16 protein-coding genes are annotated in these 19,465 nt (G+C 71.3%); 5 read left to right on the top strand and 11 right to left on the bottom strand.

The window, feature by feature from the left end; translation table 11 throughout:
• Positions 1–91 precede the first annotated feature (91 nt).
• The 8 genes from EDF63_RS12830 to EDF63_RS12795 form a co-directional block, all read right to left on the bottom strand.
• Positions 92–886 carry a polyprenol monophosphomannose synthase gene (locus EDF63_RS12830; protein WP_123313409.1) on the bottom strand — a complete coding sequence of 265 codons (795 nt, stop codon included), beginning with the start codon at positions 884–886 and terminating at the stop codon, positions 92–94.
• Between the two features lie 44 nt (positions 887–930).
• Positions 931–1,647 carry a class F sortase gene (locus EDF63_RS18710; RefSeq protein ID WP_185021414.1) on the bottom strand — a complete coding sequence of 239 codons (717 nt, stop codon included), beginning with the start codon at positions 1,645–1,647 and terminating at the stop codon, positions 931–933.
• Entirely contained in the window at positions 1,644–2,798 is a 1,155-nt protein-coding gene (locus EDF63_RS12820) for a glycosyl hydrolase family 8 (RefSeq protein WP_123313408.1), read from the bottom strand. The genes EDF63_RS18710 and EDF63_RS12820 overlap by 4 nt, the downstream gene beginning before the upstream one ends.
• A gap of 101 nt (positions 2,799–2,899) precedes the next feature.
• Entirely contained in the window at positions 2,900–3,724 is an 825-nt protein-coding gene (locus EDF63_RS12815; protein WP_123313407.1) for a DUF4397 domain-containing protein, read from the bottom strand.
• A 317-nt stretch (positions 3,725–4,041) separates the two neighbouring features.
• Entirely contained in the window at positions 4,042–6,030 is a 1,989-nt protein-coding gene (locus tag EDF63_RS12810; RefSeq protein WP_123313406.1) for a glycosyltransferase family 39 protein, read from the bottom strand.
• The gene (locus EDF63_RS12805; protein WP_185021413.1) at positions 6,027–7,628 is read right to left on the bottom strand and encodes a glycosyltransferase; all 1,602 of its coding nucleotides are present in this window, start codon (positions 7,626–7,628) and stop codon (positions 6,027–6,029) included. Before EDF63_RS12805 ends, EDF63_RS12810 begins: the two co-directional genes overlap by 4 nt.
• Positions 7,625–8,095: a GtrA family protein gene (locus EDF63_RS12800; RefSeq protein WP_260233104.1), complete on the bottom strand. Its 471-nt coding sequence runs from the start codon at positions 8,093–8,095 to the stop codon at positions 7,625–7,627. Before EDF63_RS12800 ends, EDF63_RS12805 begins: the two co-directional genes overlap by 4 nt.
• A gap of 293 nt (positions 8,096–8,388) precedes the next feature.
• Complete coding sequence (locus tag EDF63_RS12795) at positions 8,389–9,393, bottom strand: aldo/keto reductase family protein (protein WP_123313404.1); 1,005 nt, start codon at positions 9,391–9,393, stop codon at positions 8,389–8,391.
• Positions 9,394–10,259: 866 nt separating this feature from the next.
• Between EDF63_RS12795 and EDF63_RS12790 the strand changes: the two genes are divergently transcribed.
• The 4 genes from EDF63_RS12790 to EDF63_RS12775 all read left to right on the top strand — a co-directional run bounded on the left by EDF63_RS12790 (position 10,260) and on the right by EDF63_RS12775 (position 13,679).
• Entirely contained in the window at positions 10,260–10,817 is a 558-nt protein-coding gene (locus EDF63_RS12790; RefSeq protein ID WP_123313403.1) for a hypothetical protein, read from the top strand.
• 109 nt (positions 10,818–10,926) lie between these two features.
• Positions 10,927–11,487, top strand: coding sequence for a YceI family protein (locus tag EDF63_RS12785; protein WP_123313402.1), 561 nt, complete (start codon positions 10,927–10,929; stop codon positions 11,485–11,487).
• Between the two features lie 627 nt (positions 11,488–12,114).
• Complete coding sequence (locus EDF63_RS12780; protein WP_123313401.1) at positions 12,115–12,681, top strand: TIGR03086 family metal-binding protein; 567 nt, start codon at positions 12,115–12,117, stop codon at positions 12,679–12,681.
• Positions 12,678–13,679 carry an aldo/keto reductase gene (locus EDF63_RS12775; RefSeq protein WP_123313400.1) on the top strand — a complete coding sequence of 334 codons (1,002 nt, stop codon included), beginning with the start codon at positions 12,678–12,680 and terminating at the stop codon, positions 13,677–13,679. The genes EDF63_RS12780 and EDF63_RS12775 overlap by 4 nt, the downstream gene beginning before the upstream one ends.
• Positions 13,680–13,774: 95 nt before the next feature.
• On the opposite strand, the gene EDF63_RS12770 is transcribed toward EDF63_RS12775, so the two are convergent.
• Entirely contained in the window at positions 13,775–14,698 is a 924-nt protein-coding gene (locus tag EDF63_RS12770; protein WP_123313399.1) for an oxygenase MpaB family protein, read from the bottom strand.
• 96 nt (positions 14,699–14,794) lie between these two features.
• On the opposite strand from EDF63_RS12770, the gene EDF63_RS12765 reads away from it, so the two are divergent.
• On the top strand, positions 14,795–16,477 hold the full coding sequence (locus tag EDF63_RS12765; protein ID WP_123313398.1) for a long-chain-fatty-acid--CoA ligase: 1,683 nt from the start codon (positions 14,795–14,797) through the stop codon (positions 16,475–16,477).
• A gap of 60 nt (positions 16,478–16,537) precedes the next feature.
• On the opposite strand, the gene EDF63_RS12760 is transcribed toward EDF63_RS12765, so the two are convergent.
• Together EDF63_RS12760 and EDF63_RS12755 are read right to left on the bottom strand one after the other, a co-directional pair.
• The gene (locus EDF63_RS12760) at positions 16,538–17,506 is read right to left on the bottom strand and encodes a DMT family transporter (protein WP_123313397.1); all 969 of its coding nucleotides are present in this window, start codon (positions 17,504–17,506) and stop codon (positions 16,538–16,540) included.
• Positions 17,503–19,404, bottom strand: coding sequence for an amino acid transporter (locus EDF63_RS12755; RefSeq protein WP_260233123.1), 1,902 nt, complete (start codon positions 19,402–19,404; stop codon positions 17,503–17,505). The genes EDF63_RS12760 and EDF63_RS12755 overlap by 4 nt, the downstream gene beginning before the upstream one ends.
• Between the last annotated feature and the right edge of the window lie 61 nt (positions 19,405–19,465).

Genomic DNA, 19,465 nt, shown 5'->3' with positions numbered 1-19,465 from the left:
CCCGCGAACGGTTCGCGGGACACTGTCGCTTTCGCGGTACCGACGCCGAGCGCAGCCGCCGAGCGCCGACGCCGAGCGCCGCTGCCGCGGATCAGGCGGCGTGGTCGGCGACCGCGTGTGCGTTCTTCCGCACGGACGGCAGCTTCCGGTGGTCCTTGACCAGGGAACGGGTCTCGCGGATGCGGCGGTCGATGCCCCACTTCGTCACGAGGGCGAGGCTCTCACGCACGATGTTGCCGCTCATCTTCGAGACGCCGAACTCCCGCTCGGTGAACGTGATCGGGGTCTCGACGACGCGCAGACCGGCCTCGAGGGCGCGCCAGCACAGGTCGACCTGGAAGCAGTAGCCCTTCGACGCAACGCCGGCCAGGTCGATCCGCTCGAACGCCCGCGAGGTGAAGACCCGGAACCCGCCGGTGGCGTCGCGGACCGCGATGCCGAGGGCCAGGCGCGTGTAGAGGTTGCCGCCGCGGGACAGCAGTTCGCGGTACCAGGGCCAGTTCTCCACCTTCCCGCCCTTGATCCAGCGGGACCCGAGCACCAGGTCGTTCGTGTCCGCGAGCTCGAGCATCCACGGCAGGTACTCGGGGTGGTGCGAGCCGTCGGCGTCCATCTCGACGAGCTTGGCGTACCCGTGCTCGAGGCCCCACGCGAAGCCGGACAGGTACGCGCCGCCGAGGCCGTCCTTCACCGTGCGGTGCATCACGTGCACCCGGTCGCTCTCGCTCGCGATCGCGTCGGCGATGTCACCGGTGCCGTCGGGCGAGTTGTCGTCGACGACGAGCACGTGGACGCTGTCGTCGGTGGCCGCGAGCGTGCGCTCGACGATGGGACGGACGTTCTCCGCCTCGTCGTAGGTCGGGATGATGACCAGGGTCTCGCTCATGGTGCTCCTCGTGCTCCACATCGAATGTATCGGTCGGTCGTGGGTCAGTCCGACGAGAGGTCTGCGAACACGATCAGATTGTCCGTGTAGTGCCCGGTGGCGGTGTCGAACACGCCGTCGCAGGTGATCAGTCGGAGTTGGGCTGTCGGGGTGGTGCCGTAGACGTCGCTCGTCGGGAACGCCGACTTGGCGGCGCGTTCCGAGCGGTCGACGGTGAAGGTGCGGGTGGTGCCGTCGGACATCGCGACGTGGATCTCGTCACCGGCGACCAGTTCGTCGAGGCGGAAGAACACCGCGGCGCTCGTCGGGCTGTCCACGTGGCCGGCGATCACGGCCGGGCCGACCTCACCGGGGACGATGCCGTCGCTGAACCAGCCCGCACTGTCCCAGTCGACGGGCGGGTCGAGCTCACCGGCGGAGCCGCGGTGCAGGTCCTCGAGGTCCGACTGCACGCCGATCGCGGGGATCGAGACGCTGACGGGGGTCGCCGAGGAACGGGCAGCGGGCGCTGCCGGGTCCTGGAACCCCTCGGTGCCCGAGCCGGACGACCCGGCCCCGGCAGAACCCGACCCGGCAGCAGCCGACGCAGGACTCGACGGCGCCGAGCCGGCACGCCCACCCGACCCGTCGCTGCCGACGGTCGACGCGAGGGCCACACCCGTGACGCCGCCGCCCAGGACGACCGCGGCCAGGACGGCCCCGATCACCACACCACGGCGCCGGACCGCCGGACCGCGCCCGGCGGACCGCCGGCCGGTCACGATGCACCTCCGGCCGTCGTCGCACAGCCGCCGAGCACGTCCGAGGTGAGCATGGTCGCACCGAGGGCGGCCCAGGCGTCCCCGTAGTAGGTCGGCGTGGTGGCCGCCGTGCGGTCGGCCCGCTCCAGGTCGTCGGCAGCCGCACCGGAGGACCCGGCTGCGTGCTCCGCCGCGGCCCTGGCGGTGTACGCCAGCGCGTTCGTGTCCTCGGTCACGGCGGTCCCGCCGAGGTCGAGCTGGGCCGCGAGCTGCGTCGTCCGACGCAGGGTCGGGGCGAGCGAACCGGCGAGGGCGCGGTCGTCGGCGGAGCAGGCCTCCGCGTAGCGGACGGGCGTCCGCATCGCGTCGTAGCCGTAGAGCACGCGCTGGTCCCCGCCGGTCGCGGGCATCGGGTCGACGGTGCCGTCGGCGTGTACCTGCGACCAGTCGCTCGGCAGCTGCGACTCGTCGAGCACGGCCGTCGTCACCGCTCGGGAACCGCGGTTCAGCGCGGTCCACCGGTCGTCGCCCGTGGCCTTCGCCAGCACCGCGAAGGCTGCCGGCGACGCGTACGAGGCGTTGTAGCGGTAGGGCTCGGAGTCCGCCCACGGCCCGGGCAGCAGGATCGTGCCGAGTTCCGTGGTCGCGGTCTCGTGCTCCAGGATCGCCGACGCGATGCGCGTGCCGGCTGCCGTGTAGCGGTCCTCGCCCCAGGCGTCTCCGGCGAGCACCAGGGCCCGCGCGGCGTCGAGGTCGGCGTCGCTCGCCGGCTGCTCGTCGGCGACACCGTCGTCCGGCGTCCAACGCCAGGCGAGCAGGTCGTCGTCGGTCAGCATGTGCGTCTTCGTCCACTTCCAGATGTCGCCGAACCGGTCGCGGTCGCCGTTCGCGAACGCGATGAGCAGCCCGTAGGCCTGCCCTTCGCTGACGGTGTCGTCGCCCTGGTCGGTGCGGACGACGCGGCCGTCCTGCACGTAGCGGTCCAGGAACTCGGTGCGGAGCTGCTCCGGGGAACGGGCCGCGTCGGGCGCGCTGGTCGAGGTCGGGGTGGCGGCCGAGCCGTTCTCGGCTGCGGTGTCCTGCCCCCACGGCCGCACTGCGATGAGCGCGACGCCGACGGCGACGACCACCGCCGCCGCGGCGGTGACGGGTATCCAGGTCCTGCGGGTCATGCTGGCCTGCCTTTCCGTGGATGGTGAGCGGGGCTCTGACCGGGAGGCCCGGATCACGTGAGCGTGTCGGCGCACGTGATCCGGGCCTCCCGGCCAGGGCGTCAGCGGTACAGCGAGCGGAGCGCTGCGACGGCCGCGTGGACGGCCTCCGTCATCGGGCGGTCGGCGGCTGCGCCGCCGCCACCCGTCTGCACGCCGCCGGTCGGGGTCGCGGCGGTGGCCGCTGCGTCCGTCACCGGCACGACCGTCAGGTCACCCTTGCTGTCGTCGAGGACGAACAGGGTGGAGACGGTGTTGCCGGCGAGGTCGACGCTGGCGGTGCCCTGCTGGCCGCTGCCGGAGACGTCGAGCGTCCACTTGCCGGAGTCGACCGTGGCGTACTGGGTGGCGGTGCCGAACTCCGCGCCCTCGGCGATGGCGGTGCCCTCGGAGGTGCTCACGTCGACCTGCTTCGCCGTGGTGGCGGCCTGGACCAGCCGGAGCTTCGCCTTGCCGTCGCCCGGCTGCTGCAGGTCGTCGGTGAACGCCGTCGTCTTGAGGTCGGTGTTCTTGCCGTAGGCGACGACCGTGCTCGCGTCGCCCTTGTCGACCTGCACGTCGGTGGAGATCACCGGCGTGGAGTCCGGAGCGTCGGAGGCCCGCATCGACAGCACGTAGGTGCCGACCGGGAGTTCCTGGTACTTGCTGACCTGGCCGTAGGTGACGTCGTCGAGTTCGAAGACCGTCTTGCCGCCGGACAGGCTGGACAGCTCGACGTCGACGCTCTTGGTGTCGGGCGAGAGGTGGCCGACGCGGAGCCAGCCCTCGTCGGTGGTGGTGGCGGCGGTGGCGGTCTGGGGTGCTGCGAGTCCGACGGTCGCGGCGACGAGGGTCGCTGCGAGTGCGCCGACGACGACGGTGCGGCGTCGCTGGGTGTGTGCGGTCATGGTCGTGCTCCTTCGGGTCGTGGTGCTGGTCGTGTTCGGTTCCGGGGTGGCGCGGGCGGCGCGGGTGTCGCGGGCGTCGTTACGGGCGGCGCGGGAGCCCTCCCCGCGAGCGGGCGAAATACCGGGGTCCGCGCCGGACGCACCCGGGTGTTTCGCCCGCTCGGCGAACCCGCGGGTGGAGGTGGCGCGCCCCGCCCCTCGAGCGCCCCCACGTGCCACGGCGCGAGCGGGCGGAATGCCGGGGTCCGCGCGCGGCGCACCCGGGTGTTTCGCCCGCTCGGCGAACCGCTGCGCGGCCCGGGCATCGGCCGCGCGCGTCACGAAGCGCTCGTCGCGGTCGTCGTCGGGTCCGCCGGGGTGTAGGTGACGGTGAGCCGCTCGCCCTCACGCTCGACCGACGCCGGCCGGAACGACTCGGACATCGCGTCGAGGGTCGCGGCCACACGCTCGGCCGAGGCGACGTCACTGGTGTGCAGGACGGCGGTGCGGAACGGCTGGCCGGTCTCGCCCGTGAGCGGTGTGAACCGGTCGACGCGGACGTCCTGGTCGGCGAGCACCTGGCCGAGCGCGATCATCGCCCGCGAGTCGACCTGACCCGCGCGGAACTGCGACTTGGTGCCGTCGTCGGCCCGGAGCGCCGGGTTCGACGCCAGCTCGGTGCCCATGGTCTTCCGCAGGTCGCTGGCCCGGGTGATCGCGGTCTGCGCGGCGGTCCGCCCCTCGGCGTGGATGCGTCGGACCTCGACCTGCTGGTCGCCGGAGCCGAAGGTCGCGACGGCCGTCGAGTTCTCGATCGCCTGGCGGACGTCGGATGACGAGTTGCCGCCGGTCCGCATGGAGTCCGTCGTGATGACGTAGTCCGAGTCCTTCCACCCGTTGGGCGACTGGCGCTCCACGGCTCCGTCGGTGTCGAGCTTGTAGTACCAGACCACGTTGTTCCGGGCGAAGCCGTCCTCGACGAGGTCGACCCACATGGCGTCGTCCACCAGCAGTCGGGAGGACTTCGAGACGTTGTCCCCGACCCACTGCTCGGCCTGCTGCATCGGCAGGTCGAGGTTGCCCAGGACGAAGCCGCGCAGCTGTGTTCCCCAGAGCGGCACCGACACGACGAGTGCGACTGCGGTGGTGACGGCCCAGGTGATGCCGAGGCCACGACGGGTCCCGGTGCCGAGGCGGGTACGGGTACGGACCCGACCGGCGATCGACAGGACGGCACGCTCGGCCGTGTACGCGACCAGCAGGGCGGCGAACGGGATGAGCATGATGACGTACGGCACCGGCAGGTACCCGTTCGGGCGGAACATCATCGCGAGCAGGAAGACGAGCATCGCGGCGATCGGACGGACCCGGCGCAGGAAGAGTCCCACGACCGCGGAGGCCGAGCCGAGCACGATGAACACCGGGTCGAGCGCCCACCACTGCGACGCGGCGGCGTTGGCCAGGCTTCCCGGGTCGAACAGCGAACCCGATGCCGAGCGCGAGCCGAGCTGGTAGGTGATGCCCTCGAACAGGCTGACCCGACCGCTGCCCGGCAACAACTCGCCCTTGACTGCGGCGAGCAGCAGGTACCCGCCGCCGATGATGACGAGGACGGCCCCGGCGACGCTCAGCGTGTACCGGCGGGTGCTCCTGTCGGCACGGCGGACCGCCATCCAGACGAGGAACGGCAGGGCGAGCAGGTACGTCTCCTTGGAGAGCACCGCGATGCCGAGGCACGCAGCTGCTCCGGCGAACCCGGCGAGCTGCTGGCGACGGCTGAGCACGAGGACGAACGCGGCGAGCAGCCACGGCGTCGCGACGTTGTCGATGTAGACCGTGCGGTGGTACTGCAGGGCGAGCGGCGACAGCGCGAAGACGAGACCGGCTGCGGCCGCGGTGATCCGGCCGGCACCGAGGCGGCGGGCCAGGACGAACAGCAGGATGCTCGAGACGGCGGAGAAGAAGACCATCGCCTCGCGGCCGGCCTCGACGGCGAACGGGTAGCGCGCGAACGCCCCGGTCAGACCGGTGTAGCCGGCGATCTGGATCCAGCCGAGCGGCGGGTGGTCGTACCAGTAGGTGTAGTGCGTGATCTCGCCGAGGTGCATGATCGCCCAGGCCTGCGCGGTGTACGTGCCTTCGTCGTCGATCCGCTGCGGGGTGCCGGACATGTTCCACGCCTGAACGATGACGGTGATCGCGACGACCGGCAGCAGCCAGGTCAGGCTCGCAGCGTGTCGGCGGAACCAGGCGCTGATGCCGGCGTGGTCCCCGGCGACGGCACCGCGGATCGGGATGCCGGTGGTGTTGGTGATGCTGGCGCTCATCGGGTCCCTCCGGTGGTCGTGCCGGCGAGCTCACGCTCGGAAGCGGTGCCAGCGGAGCCAGCGGAACCGGCGGAACCGGCGGAACCGGCGGATGCGGAACCGGCGGACGCGGAACCAGCGGCAGAGCCCGCCGCGGCCGACGAACCGTCCGTGACGCCGGCGTTGCTCAGGTCCGACGCGAAGCCGACGACCTCGGCCGGCTGCTCGGCGTTCCGGTGCTGGCCCGTGTGCTCCGTCTTCTCCCAGCCGTTCTGCCCCTTGGCGTGGCGGACGACGGCCCGGACGGCCGCTGCGGCGAGGAAGACCTGGTACGGCACGAGACCGAGCACGAGCTTCACGTAGTCCCGGAAGCGGACCTTCTCCTTGTAGATGCGACCGAACTCGTTGAGGCCCACGACCTCGACGGCCAGCAGCATGAGCGTCGGTGCCACCGGGATGAACGACACCAGGGCGATCGCCGTCGGCACCTTGACGAACAGGATCATCAGGACGCTCAGCGGGATGAGCAGACCGGTGGCCGCTTGGATGAACGGCATGGTCAGCATGTAGCGCGCGAAGAAGCGCTGGCGGAACGAGGGCAGCTTCTTCCACTCCCCCTTGCCGAGCACCTGCAGGAAGCCCTGGTTCCAGCGCGTCCGCTGCTTGAGCAGGGAGGCGAAGGTCGGCGGGGTCTCCTCGCGGGTGACGGCCTCGGGGCTGTAGGCGACGACGACCTTCGCGCCGTCGGCGGACAGGCGGACACCGAGCTCGCAGTCCTCGGCGAGGCAGTGCGCGTCCCAGCCGTTCGACCAGTCGAGGCGTTCCTTCGTCACGAAGACGGTGTTGCCACCGAGCGGGATGAACTTCGAGCCGGCGTGGAAGTGCAGGCGCGAACGGAACCAGAAGTAGTACTCCAGGACGTTCCGGAGGGACCACCAGCTGGACTTGAAGTTCATCAGCTGCACGCCGCCTTGCACCACGTCGGCGCCGGTCTCCTGGAACCGCGAGTCCACCAGGGTCAGCAGGTGCGGGTAGACCTCGTCCTCGGCGTCGAACACGCCGACGACGTCACCGGTCGCGTACTGGAGCGCCAGGTTCATCGCCTTCGGCTTGTTCTTCGGCAGCGTGTCGTCGACGACCACGCGGATCAGCTCGGGGTGGCGCGCGGCGGCGGCGCGCACGACGGCGTCCGTCTCCGGGTCGTCCTCGCCGACGATCGCGATGATCTCGAAGTCCGGGTGGTCCTGCTTCGCGAGCATGTCGAGCGTCTGGCCCATGACCTCCTGCTCGTGCCGCCCGGGCACCAGCAGGGTGAAGCGGTGCGCGGCCGGGCGCGGGGTCTGGCTGAAGCTCGTCGACTTCAGTGCGTCCCGCGAGCGCCAGGCGTGCAGCATCCACCACAACGTGGTGAGCGCGACGATCGTCAGGAGCACGGAGATGGCGATGAGGGCGGAGTAGCCGATCCACTCGCCCAGCGACCATGCGGCCTGCTGGACGGCGCCGGAGCCTCCGCTCGGGACGTCGGTGGTCCCACGGTTCGGAACGCTCGACGGAGCGGTTCCCTCGTTCGGCTGGAGCAGCGGCCCTGCGGCCGTCAGCAGCGTGGCGGAGATGGTCATGCGGCGAACCCCTTCGTGCGACGAGCATCGGTGGATCGGAAGACGAGGGCTTTGTACGCGGCGAACCGGAAGGCGGTTCCGAGCACGAGGCCGACGCCGTTGCCGGCGACGTTGTCGGCGAGGGTCGAGGTGAACCCGAGGACGTAGTGCGAGACGAACAGGCAGGCCGCGGCGATGCCGAGCCCGATCAGGTTCGTGGCAGCGAAGAGCAGCCCCTCGCGCACGGTCTCGCGGCGGCCGGTCTGGCGCTCGGCGCGGAACGTGATGAAGCGGTTGCCGATCCACGCCACGGCGGTCGACACGACGGCCGACACGATCTTCGCGGCGATGGGACCGTCGGGCATGACGGTGGCGCGCAGCAGGTTGTAGAGCCCCAGGTCGATGACGAAGCAGACGGCACCGATCGTGCCGAACGACGCGAGTTGCCTCGCGGTGGCGAGCAGGCGCCGGACCGTGCCGGGTCGCACGGTCGGCACCGTACCGGTGTCGGGTGACACCAGAACGGGGGTATCAGTTCGGGTCATGCCCCCGATTCGGGGGTAACGGGACTGCGGTTTGGGTGGGGTACGGACTTACCCAGGCCTCTGCCAGTTCCACGACACGTGCTGTTCACACGGGACACGCAGATGCGTCGTCAGACGCGTTCCGCGGACTGGGACCGGCAGGATCACCGTACGTCGTGTAGTGGGCTGGGTCCACGACGGACGGGAGGCCCGTGGCGGCGTCGCCACGGGCCTCCCGTCCGATGGTGGGTCGCGTCTCAGGCGGGACGCTGCGCCGGGGACACGGTCTTGGCCGCGTCGCGCTCCGGGAGGTCACCCAGGGCCTCGTCGATGGCTGCGAGCGCGTCGGCGTCGAGCGTGACGCCCGCTGCCTTGACGTTGTCCGTGACCTGCTCCGGACGCGAGGCACCGACGATGGCGCTGGCGACGTTGTCGTTCTGCAGCGTCCACGCGATCGCGAGCTGCGCGAGGGTGAGGCCGGCCTGGTCGGCGACGGGCTGCAGGCGCTGCACGGCCTCGAGGACCTCGTCGCGCATGAACCGCTTGATCATGTCCGCACCGCCCTTCTCGTCCGTGGCACGCGAGCCCTCGGGCAGCGGCTGACCCGGCTTGTACTTGCCGGTCAGCACGCCCTGCGCGATGGGCGACCAGACGATCTGCGACAGGCCGAGCTGCTTCGAGGCGGGGACGACCTCACCCTCGATGACCCGCCACAGCATCGAGTACTGCGGCTGGTTCGAGATGAGCTGGAACCCGAGCTCCTTCGCGAGGGCAGCGCCGGCGCGGATCTGCTCGGCGTTCCACTCGCTGACCCCGATGTAGAGCGCCTTGCCCTGGCGGACGACGTCCGCGAAGGCCTGCATGGTCTCTTCGAGCGGCGTCTCGTGGTCGTACCGGTGCGCCTGGTAGAGGTCGACGTAGTCGGTCTGCAGGCGGGTCAGCGAGCCGTCGATCGACTCGAAGATGTGCTTGCGGGAGAGTCCGACGTCGTTGTGCTGCTTGGGGCCGGTGGGCCAGTACACCTTGGTGAAGACCTCGAGACCCGCACGCCGCTCGCCCTTGAGTGCTTCGCCGAGGACGGTCTCGGCTGCGGTGTTGGCGTACGTGTCCGCGGTGTCGAAGGTGGTGATGCCGGCGTCGAGCGCTGCCCGCACGCACTGGGAGGCGACGTCGTTCTCGACCTGCGAGCCGTGCGTCAGCCAGTTGCCGTAGGTGATCTCGGAGATCTTGAGTCCGGAGTTGCCCAGGTACCTGAATTCCATGGCTCCGACGCTACTGGAGGCCGCCGACACCTGAGGGGCCCCGCGAGTGCCTGCCGGGCGCGGCCGCGCGGTGCGGGGCGTGCGGCGCGGCGAGCGGGGCGTGCGGGGCGTACGGGGCGTACGCTCGTGCGCTTGGCCTTCTCCGCGAGCGGGCGAAATGCCGGGGTGCCCGGCCACGACACCCTGGCAAACCGCCCGCTCGCATCATCGCCGATCTGGTGGCCGCCGCACCCTCCCCGAGGCCCGACATCGTGACGCCGCCCTTCCCGGTCACGACCGCTCCGCCGACTCTCGGCGGGCAGCGCGGCGGTTCGCGCCGGTGGTCGCCCCCGCGAGCGGGCGAAATGCCGCGGTCGCGAGCAGCAGGACCCTGGTGTTCCGCCCGCTCGGGCAGCGGCGCGACTCCTCCACAAGGGCACCAGCACCGCGGGCCGTCCACACAGGAGGCACGACCCACCTCCGCCGCGCCCGCTCGGCTGCACGATGTGGAGATGACCGCCAGACGCCGACTCCCGTTGGCGCTGCGGGACGCCTCGTTCCGCGTCCGTGACGCACTGCACCGAGGGGTGTCCCGCGGCCGCCTCGATGCGCATGATCTCGTTCGCCCGTTCCACGGCATCCGCTCAGCGGTTCCGCCGCGAACGGTCGACGAACGCGCCCGAGCACTGGCTCCCCGACTACGCCCCGACCAGGTGTTCAGCCACGTCACTGCCGCCGCGATCCTCGGTATCCCGCTCCCCCGCCGGTTCGAGGGCACGCCACGACTCCACGTCACGACGATCGGGGCCGATCAGGCGCTTCGTGTCCGAGGTGCCGTCGGACACCGCGCCCACCACGGCAGAGTCCGTGCGACCCGGAGCCGGGGTGTGCGGCTGACCACCCCCGCGGACACCTTCGTCGCCCTCGGCACGATGTTGACGCTCGACGAACTGATCATCGCCGGTGACGCCCTCGTCGGGTGGCTCGGATGGGCGACGGCCGACGAACTCGTCCGGGCAGTCAGTCGGCGGCGCGGACTCCGGGGCGTCGTCAAGCTCCGCCGCGCGCTCGCCGAGATCAGGCCCGGCTCACGTTCGCCGGGCGAGACCAGGGCCCGGCTGGCGCTCGTGCGCCGTGGACTCCCGGAGCCCGCCCTGAACCACGACGTGGTCGTGGACGGCAGATGGATCGCATGCGTTGACCTCGCCTACCTCGCTGCTCGGGTGGCGATCGAGTACGAGAGCGATCTGCACCGCACCGATCCAGCCACCTTCCGGAAGGACCTCACCCGTGGCGAGCGATTGAAGGACGTCGATTGGTGGTTGGTCCGCGCCACCGCGGACGACGTCGGCCGCGGGATCGACCGCTTCGTGCAGCGCGTACGCCGCCTTCTGGACGTCGGGTACCGGGCACCGCACGACCACCGCCTTGCGACACTTCGGTGAACAATGGTTGACGCTTCAACCAAAAGGGTGCACACTGGCGTAGTATCAGGTTGATGCAGGCGCATGGATCGCGTCGCACCACAGACTCTCGTTCGGAAGAAGGACCACCATGACGCTCACCGCCACGACCATCCCCGGCTACCAGACCGGCACCTGGAAGATCGACCCCACCCACTCCGAGGTCACCTTCTCGGTCCGCCACCTCGCCATCAGCAAGGTCAAGGGCAAGTTCGAGACCTTCGACGCCACCGTCGTCACCGCCGAGAACCCCCTCGAGTCGACCGTCGAGGCGAACATCGACGTCGCGTCGATCAACACCGGCCAGGAGCAGCGCGACCAGCACCTCAAGACGAGCGACTTCTTCCTCACCGAAGAGCACCCGCAGCTCACCTTCCGCTCGACGGGCATCGAGACCAAGGGCGACGACCTGCACATCGCCGGCGACCTGACCCTGCGTGGCGTCACCAAGCCGGTCGTCCTCAAGGCCGAGCTCGGTGGCTTCACGACCGATGGCTACGGCCAGGTCAAGTTCGGCGCCGAGGCGACCACCAAGATCGACCGCACCGAGTTCGGTGTGAACTGGAACGCAGCGCTCGAGGCCGGCGGCTTCACGCTCGGCAACGACGTGACGATCAACCTCGACGTCCAGTTCGTCCTCCAGGCGGCCTGAGTCCCCTCGGCCTCGTTGCCTGACTGAGGGCACCGAACAGCACGACCCGAACCCGAGACACACGCCCCGGCTCCCCACGGAGCCGGGGCGTTCGTCGTCCCCGCCGTGGCTTCGGGCGTGCAGCGAGCACCGTCGCCGTACGCCGCGCCGCGTCCCGCCGGGTCCCACCGCGTCCCACCGCGAACGGGCGAAATACCCGCCTTCGTTCGAGCTCGACCCGGGCATTTCGCCCGCTCGCCCAGCCGTCGCCGGTCAGGACTCCGGTCGGGTGCAGCGCGCACTTCGGGTACAGCGCGCACATCGGGTACGGGGCGCTCCCCCTCGCGTGAGCGGGCGGAAACGTCCGGTGGGCTCGCGCACGACGCCGGCATTTCGCCCGCTCGGCGCCGGGCGCGGGCACGACGCCGGCATTTCGCCCGCTCGGCAGCAGGCGAGCGGGCGACGCCCCGCGCGCACGACGCCCGGGGGCCGGCGGCGGCGTAGCGTTGGGCAGCGGGAACGGTACGCCCCGCACGCGCGGGAATCCGCACCGAGCCCCACGAGTTACCACTACACGCACCACGCCACAACACGCACGCACGCACGCACGAAGCACCGCACGCCAGCCCGACGAACAGGAGCACCACCATGGCCACCGACTGGATCGCGATGCAGGCCCTCGCGGCAGCCGAGTTCGGCCGCCGCGTCGCCGCCGTGACGGACTGGGACGCCGCCACCCCCGACTCCGAGTGGACCACCCGCGACCTCGTCACCCACGTGGTCGACGAGCAGCGCTGGATCCCGAAGCTCCTCACCGGATGCGACTACGCGCAGGCCGAAGCCGACCTCGAGGCCATCGGCGACGACCTCGTGTCCGAGTGGCAGCGCTTCGCGACCGCCGCGACCGATGCCTGGCGGAACGCCCCGCAGGACACCCCTGTGCACCTCAGCACCGACGTCGTCCCGGCTGGCCAGTACCTCACCGAGCAGACCAGCGACATCACGATCCACACGTGGGACCTGGCGCGGGCGACCGGCACGGACGAGTCGCTGCCGGACGAGCTCGTGCAGGCGGTGTGGGAGTACTTCGAGCCGCAGATCGAGGACCTCGCGGCCACCGGTCTGTACGCCGCCCCGGTCGACGTCGACGAGGACGCCCCGCTCCAGGTCCGCCTGCTCGCCGTCACAGGCCGCGATGCCAAGGTGAGCGCATGAGCAACGCAGCACCCGCAGAGACCACCCGCCTCGGCGCCTCCGGCCTCGAGATCAGCACCGTGGTCCTCGGCATGATGTCCTACGGCGCCCCCGACCGCGGCTCGCACGCCTGGAGCGTCGGCATCGACGAGGCCCGCCCCTTCGTGCGTCGCGCGTTCGACGCCGGCATCACCACCTTCGACACGGCGAACGTGTACTCCGACGGCTCGAGCGAGGAGATCACCGGCACGCTCCTCAAGGAGCTCGCGCCGCGCGAGGACGTCCAGGTCTTCACGAAGGTCTTCAACCGGATGCGTCCGGGTCGGAACGGCGCCGGGCTGTCCCGCGCCGCGATCATGCACGAGATCGACGCCTCGCTGACCCGGCTCGGCACCGACTACGTCGACCTGTACCAGATCCACCGTTTCGACCCGGTCACGCCGGTCGAGGAGACGATGGAGGCCCTGCACGACGTCGTGAAGGCCGGCAAGGCCCGGTACCTCGGCGCGAGCAGCATGTGGACGTGGCAGTTCGCGCAGATGCAGCACGCCGCCGAGCTGCACGGTTGGACGAAGTTCGTCGCCATGCAGGACCAGTACAACCTGCTCGAGCGCGAGGAGGAGCGCGAGATGCACCCGTTCGCGCACGCGACCGGCGTCGGCGTGATCCCGTGGAGCCCCCTCGCCCGCGGCAAGGTCACCCGCCCGTGGGACGCCGACGGCTCCGGGTCGCGCGCGAGCACCGACGAGTTCGGCAAGACGCTCTACCGGCAGGACGAGGACGCGAACCGCGCGATCGTGGGAGCCGTCGAGTCCATCGCGAGCGACCGTGGCGTGAGCATGGCGCAGATCGCGCTGGCGTGGGTCGCGGGCAAGCCCGCGGTGAGCGCGCCGATCGTCGGTGCGACGAAGGAGCACCACATCGACGACGCGGTCGCGGCCGCCGCGATCACGCTGACCGACGACGAGGTGACGCGACTCGAGTCCGCGTACACGCCCCGGGTGCCGTCCGGTTTCTGACGCCCCCACCAGGCGGACGGGAGGCCCGTGACCAGCTGGTCACGGGCCTCCCGTCCGTCTCCGGTCACGTCCACGACACGTGACACGCCGTCGTGTCAGGCGACCGCGCCGCGCTCGCGCTCGAGGCGCGCGATGCGCACGAGCGCAGCGCGCTCGGTGCCCGTCTGGTTGCCGAGCACGCCGCCGATGCCGTCGAGCACGAGTCCGGTCGCCCGGCCGACGGGCAGTTCGACGGGTCCGATCGCGGGTGCTCGCAGGCCGAGCATCGACCGGTGGCGGGGGTCGAGCGTCGAGACGGCGCCCTGGAACAGCGCCTGGTAGCCGGGTCGCAGCATGAGCGCGAGTGGTGGGTTCTTGATGAACTTCACGACGTCGCGGGTGCGCGCGGTGACGGCGAGCTCGCCGCGGTCGAGGTACCCGTCCATCTGGGCGCGGAGCTCCGCCTCGGACTCCGGGGCGTCCTCGACGCGCATGAGCCGGCCGGCGGTCGCCCACTCGCGGACGTACGCGTCGGCACCGCCGGGGATCGGGCCGCCCCAGCGCTGCGCGGCCCGGAGGAACGCGTCGGTGAAGGCGAGATGCACCCAGCGGGCCAGGTCGGGGTCGTTCGCCGTGTAGTCGCGTGCGATGCCGTGGCCGTCGACGTACTGGCCGCGCACCCGCTCGTGCAGGCGCAGCACCCACTCGCTCGCACCGCGGGCGGTCGCGGTGTCGCCGTGCGAGACCGTGTAGATCCACCGGATGGTGCCGGCGAGTCGGCCGAACGGGTCCTCGCGGTAGCGGGAGTGGTCGGCGACTCCGGCGAGGGCACCCGGGTGCAGCGCCTGGACGAGGAGTGCGCGGACGCCGGCGACGATCGTCTGCTTGCCGCCGTGCACCGCCCACGTCGCGGAACCCGGGCCGAAGAAGCCCGCGTCGGTCCCGTCCTCGAGTTCGTCGATCCACTCCGGCTTGCTCGTCGCCCCACCGGTGAACGTGTCGTTGAGGCGGGAGCGGAAGGCATCGGAGACGGAGGGCATGGCGTCATCGTCCGTCCGTCCCCTGGGAGCGCGCCCGGCTTCGTGCACCCCGATGCTTCCCAGCGGGCGCGGGGGTGGCCCGCTAGGTTGGGACGCGTGAGCATCGACACGCCTCGTCCCTGGCTTGCCTCGTACGCCCCGGGGGTCCCGCACGACATCGAGGAACAGCACGGTTCCCTGATCGACCTGGTCGAGGAATCGGCACGACGGTTCCCGGGCAAGGTCGCGCTCGAGTTCTTCAAGCGGACCACCAGTTACGCGGACCTGCAGGAGCAGATCCTCCGCGCGGCGAACGGCCTCCGCAAGCTCGGCGTCGGTGCCGGCGACCGGGTGGCGATCGTGCTGCCGAACTGCCCGCAGCACATCGTGGCGTTCTACGCGGTCCTACGCCTCGGCGCGATCGTGGTCGAGCACAACCCGCTGTACACACCGCGCGAGCTCCGCCACCAGTTCGAGGACCACGGCGCGAAGGTCGCGATCGCCTGGGACAAGTCCGTCGCGACACTGCAGGACTTCCCGGCCGACGTGAAGGTCGACGCGATCGTGTCGGTCGACCTGACCCGCGCGATGCCCCGCAGCACCCGGCTCGCCCTGGCGCTGCCGGTGGCGAAGGCCCGCGAGTCCCGCGCGAAGCTCACCACCACGGTGCGCGGCACGACGAAGTGGGACGACCTGGTCGGCACCCGCAAGCTGTCGAAGCGGCACCCGCGGCCGTCCACCGACGACATCGCCCTGATCCAGTACACGTCGGGGACGACCGGTACGCCGAAGGGCGCCGTCCTGACGCACCGGAACCTGCTGGCCAACGCCGCGCAGGCACGCGCCTGGGTGCCGCAGATCCGACGCGGCGACAACGTCGTGTACGCGGTGCTGCCGATGTTCCACGCCTACGGCCTGACGCTGTGCCTGACCTTCGCGATGAGCATGGCCTCGCGGCTCGTGCTGTTCCCGACGTTCGACCCGGCACTCGTGCTCACTGCGATCAAGAAGCACCCGCCGACGTTCCTGCCGGCCGTCCCGCCGATCTACGCGCGGCTGCAGCACGCGGCCGACTCGGCGAAGGTGTCGCTCGAGGGCATCGAGATCGGCATCTCGGGCGCCATGCCGCTGTCGCAGGACATCGTCGAACCGTGGGAAGCGCGGACCGGCGGGTACCTGGTCGAGGGCTACGGGCTGTCCGAGTGCTCCCCCGTGCTGATGGCGAACCCGGTGTCCCCGGAGCGCCGCCTCGGGTCGATCGGTCTGCCGTTGTCCTCCACCGAGGCCCGCGTGGTCGACCCCGACGACGGCACGGTGCTCGGCGTCGACGAGCCCGGCGAACTGCAGGTCCGCGGCCCGCAGGTGTTCCGCGGCTACTGGGGCAAGGCCGAGGCCACCGACGAGGTGTTCACCCCCGACGGCTGGTTCCGCACCGGTGACATCGTGGCGATCGGCGCGGACGGCTACGTCCGGATCGTCGACCGCCTCAAGGAACTCATCATCACGGGTGGCTTCAACGTGTCGCCGTCCGAGGTCGAGGACGCCCTGCTGAAGCACCCCAGCGTCAAGGAGGTCGCGGTCGTCGGCATCACGCAGGGCGGCAACGAGCAGGTCGTGGCCGCCGTCGTGCCGAAGGACCCGTCGTCGTTCGATGCCGCGACCCTCCGGACGTGGGCGCGCGAGCAGCTGGCGGCGTACAAGGTGCCGCGCCGCGTCGTCGTGGTCGAGGACCTGCCGCGCTCGATGATCGGCAAGGTGCTGCGGCGGAAGGTGCGGGACCAGATCCTCGCCGACGACTGACGCGCGTCGGCGACCGCCGCGACCCGACGTGCGTCCGCGACCGCTGCGACCCGACGTGCGTCAGCACCCGCGACGCGCCGGCAGTGCCAGCACGGCGAGCCCGGCCACCACGAGCGCGATGCCGAGCCACCCCGTCGCGCCGAGGTGCTCCCCGACGACGAGCACGGCGAGCACCGCGGCCACCACGGGCTCGAGCAACGACACCAGTGTCGCGACCGAGGCCCCGACCGCCCGCAGCCCCACGGCGTACAGCGAGTGGCCGAGGACCGTCGGCACCAGGGCCAGGTACAGGAACACCGGCCAGTTGCCGCCGTCGCCGAGGAACGGTGCCCCGCCGACGACCACGAGCACGACGAGCGGCACGGCAGCGATGCCGAACCCGGCCCCGACGAGCCCGCGGCCGTTCGGCAGCCCCGCCGCGACGGCCTCGACGCCGGGGCCGCCCGGCACCGACACCGCCCCGGCCGCCGCGTGCAGTCCCCGCGCGACCGCCCACGAGTACAGCGCGTAGGTGAGCCCGGCGAGCAGCGCACTGGCGATCCCGAGCGCGAGCGCGCCACCGCCACCGTCGTGCTCGGACCGCGCCAGGGTCACGACGACCATGCCGGCCACGCTCACCAGCGTGGCGACGACCCACCTGCGGGTGACGGGCCTCCGGTCCGCTGCCCACTCGACGAGCCCCGCGAACACGGGTGACGACCCGATGGCGATGGTGGTGCCGAGGGCGACGCCCGCGTCGGCGAGCGCGGCGTAGAACGCCACCGCGTACAGGACGAGCGCGGTCGCGCCGAGCAGTGCCCACCCCCGGGTGCGGTGTTCGACGACGGCTCGGACCGTGCCGCGTCCGGCGACGGCGGCGAGCACGAGGCCACCGATCCCGAAGGTGACGGCGCCGAAGACGAAGGCGGGGACGCCCGGGGCGAAGTGCGTCGCGGTGCCCGTGGTCCCCCAGACCACCGCAGCGACGACGACCGCCGCGAGCCCACCGGCGGGCGCCGGGACAGGACGGGTGCCCGCGGACGCCGTCACGAGACGTGGATGGAGGGGCGGCGGTGCACGTCCGGCTCGGCTTCGCGCAGGACCTCGCGCGTGACGGGTGCGACGTCGCCGACGCCGGTGAACACGAAGCGCAGGGCGTTCCGGATCGGGCTGCCCTCGTTCCACTCGAAGTAGATGCTCGGGACGACCCCGGCGGTGTCGCGGATCGCGAGCAGTGTCGACGCGATGGTGTTCGGCACGTTGCCGGACCGGACCCGGAGCACACGGTGCCCGTGCACAACGTGCCCCTCGACCAGCAGGTCCTCTTCGAAGTCCGACGAGTCGGCGGGCAGGACCTCGAGGAACATCGTCGGCACGCGTGCCGGGATGCCGGAGTCCCGCCGCTCTTCGCGCCCCTTCGCCCGGTACGCCTCGGCGGTGCCGGCACCCGGCTCGTTCGCGATGATGCACACCGCGCTGAACTGGTCGGCGTCCGCCTCGACGAACTGCCGGGCGGTGGCGTCCAGCTCGATCGACGACGCACGGAGTTCGAACGAGCGGCGCACCCGCGAGACGAGCGACACCACGACGATGGCGATGATGAAGATCGCTGCGATCCGGACGCCGTCGGGCCGCTCGATGACGTTCGCGACCGTCGTGTAGACGAACACGACCGAGATGACGCCGAACGCGATGGTGCGCTTCTTCTGCTGCCTGCGGCGGGCCGAGAGGGTGACCGCGACCGCGGCGCTCGTGATCAGGACGAGCACGCCGGTGGCGTACGCCCCGCCCTGTGCGTCGACGTTCGCCCGGAAGACGATCGTGATCAGGAAGGCGATGAGCGTGAAGATGATGACGAGCGGCCGCGTCGCGCGCGCCCACTGCGGAGCCATGCCGTACCGGGGCAGGAACCGCGGCACCAGGTTGAGCAGGCCGGCCATCGCGCTCGCGCCGGCGAACCACAGGATCGCGACGGTCGAGAAGTCGTAGATCGACCCGAACACCCCGCCGAGGTACTGGTGCGCCAGGAAGGCCAGGGCACGGCCGTTCGCACCGCCGCCCGGCTGGAACTCGTGCTGCGGGATGAGGAACGTCGTGGCGATCGACGAGGTGATCAGGAACGAGCTCATGATGACGGCCGCGACGGTCAGGAGCCGCTTCGTGCCGCGGATCCGCCCTTCGGGCCGAGCACTCGTGTCGTCGGACGCGTCGCCGCGCACCTGCGGCATCACCGCGACGCCGGTCTCGAACCCGGACAGGCCGAGGGCGAGCTTCGGGAACACGACGAGCGCGATGCCGACCATGACGAGGGGGTTGCTGTGCTGGGCCGTGAGCCCGGACCACCAGTCACTGGCGACCATCGGGTGCTCGAACACGTGCCAGAGCGCGACCACCACGACGACGGCGTTGAGCGCGAGGAACACCGCGACGAGGCCGACGGCGATGCCGATCGCCTCCTTGAACCCGCGGAGGAACACCACGCCGAGCAACAGCAGCAGCGCGAGGGTGAGCGGGACGGGGATCTCGGTGAACCAGTGCGGCGTGTACGGGTTCTCGGCGATGTGCGCCGTGGCGTCCGCCGCCGACAGCGTCATCGTGATCATGAAGTCGGTGACGGCGAACCCGAGCAGCACGAGCACCAGGAGCTTGCCGGCCCACCACGGCAGGAGCTTCTCGAGCATCATGATCGATCCGGCGCCGCGGAAGCTGTCGCTCGCGACCCGGCGGTAGACGGGCAGCGCCCCGAACAGCGTGACGAGCACGAGGACGATGGTGGCGATCGGCGACAGCAGGCCGGCGGCGAGCGCCGCGATCGCCGGCTGGTACCCGAGGGTCGAGAAGTAGTCGACACCGGTCAGGCACATGACCCGCCACCACGGGTGGGTCTTCTCGACCTCGACCTGGTGCGGGCCCTGGTGGGACGCCCCCTGGTGGGCGCCCTGCAGCATCCAGCGGCGCAGTCGGGTGCTGCGGTCGAGGGGTGGCTCCGTGGCGTCGCGCTGGGCGGCC

The organism is Curtobacterium sp. JUb34, from assembly GCF_003755065.1.
Classification (GTDB): domain Bacteria; phylum Actinomycetota; class Actinomycetes; order Actinomycetales; family Microbacteriaceae; genus Curtobacterium.
The sequence above is the reverse complement of the archived record's forward strand: the minus strand, read 5'-3'. Positions and strand labels throughout refer to the sequence as shown.

Excerpts from the sequence above, each read along its gene's own strand:
- EDF63_RS12755 (WP_260233123.1), bottom strand. The coding sequence starts at position 19,404 with ATGCTGCAGGGCGCCCACCAGGGGGCGTCCCACCAGGGCCCGCACCAG.
- EDF63_RS12780 (WP_123313401.1), top strand. The coding sequence starts at position 12,115 with ATGGCCACCGACTGGATCGCGATGCAGGCCCTCGCGGCAGCCGAGTTC.
- EDF63_RS12805 (WP_185021413.1), bottom strand. The coding sequence starts at position 7,628 with ATGACCATCTCCGCCACGCTGCTGACGGCCGCAGGGCCGCTGCTCCAG.
- EDF63_RS12785 (WP_123313402.1), top strand. The coding sequence starts at position 10,927 with ATGACGCTCACCGCCACGACCATCCCCGGCTACCAGACCGGCACCTGG.
- EDF63_RS12775 (WP_123313400.1), top strand. The coding sequence starts at position 12,678 with ATGAGCAACGCAGCACCCGCAGAGACCACCCGCCTCGGCGCCTCCGGC.
- EDF63_RS12820 (WP_123313408.1), bottom strand. The coding sequence starts at position 2,798 with ATGACCCGCAGGACCTGGATACCCGTCACCGCCGCGGCGGCGGTGGTC.
- EDF63_RS12810 (WP_123313406.1), bottom strand. The coding sequence starts at position 6,030 with ATGAGCGCCAGCATCACCAACACCACCGGCATCCCGATCCGCGGTGCC.
- EDF63_RS12815 (WP_123313407.1), bottom strand. The coding sequence starts at position 3,724 with ATGACCGCACACACCCAGCGACGCCGCACCGTCGTCGTCGGCGCACTC.
- EDF63_RS12770 (WP_123313399.1), bottom strand. The coding sequence starts at position 14,698 with ATGCCCTCCGTCTCCGATGCCTTCCGCTCCCGCCTCAACGACACGTTC.
- EDF63_RS12830 (WP_123313409.1), bottom strand. The coding sequence starts at position 886 with ATGAGCGAGACCCTGGTCATCATCCCGACCTACGACGAGGCGGAGAAC.
- EDF63_RS12795 (WP_123313404.1), bottom strand. The coding sequence starts at position 9,393 with ATGGAATTCAGGTACCTGGGCAACTCCGGACTCAAGATCTCCGAGATC.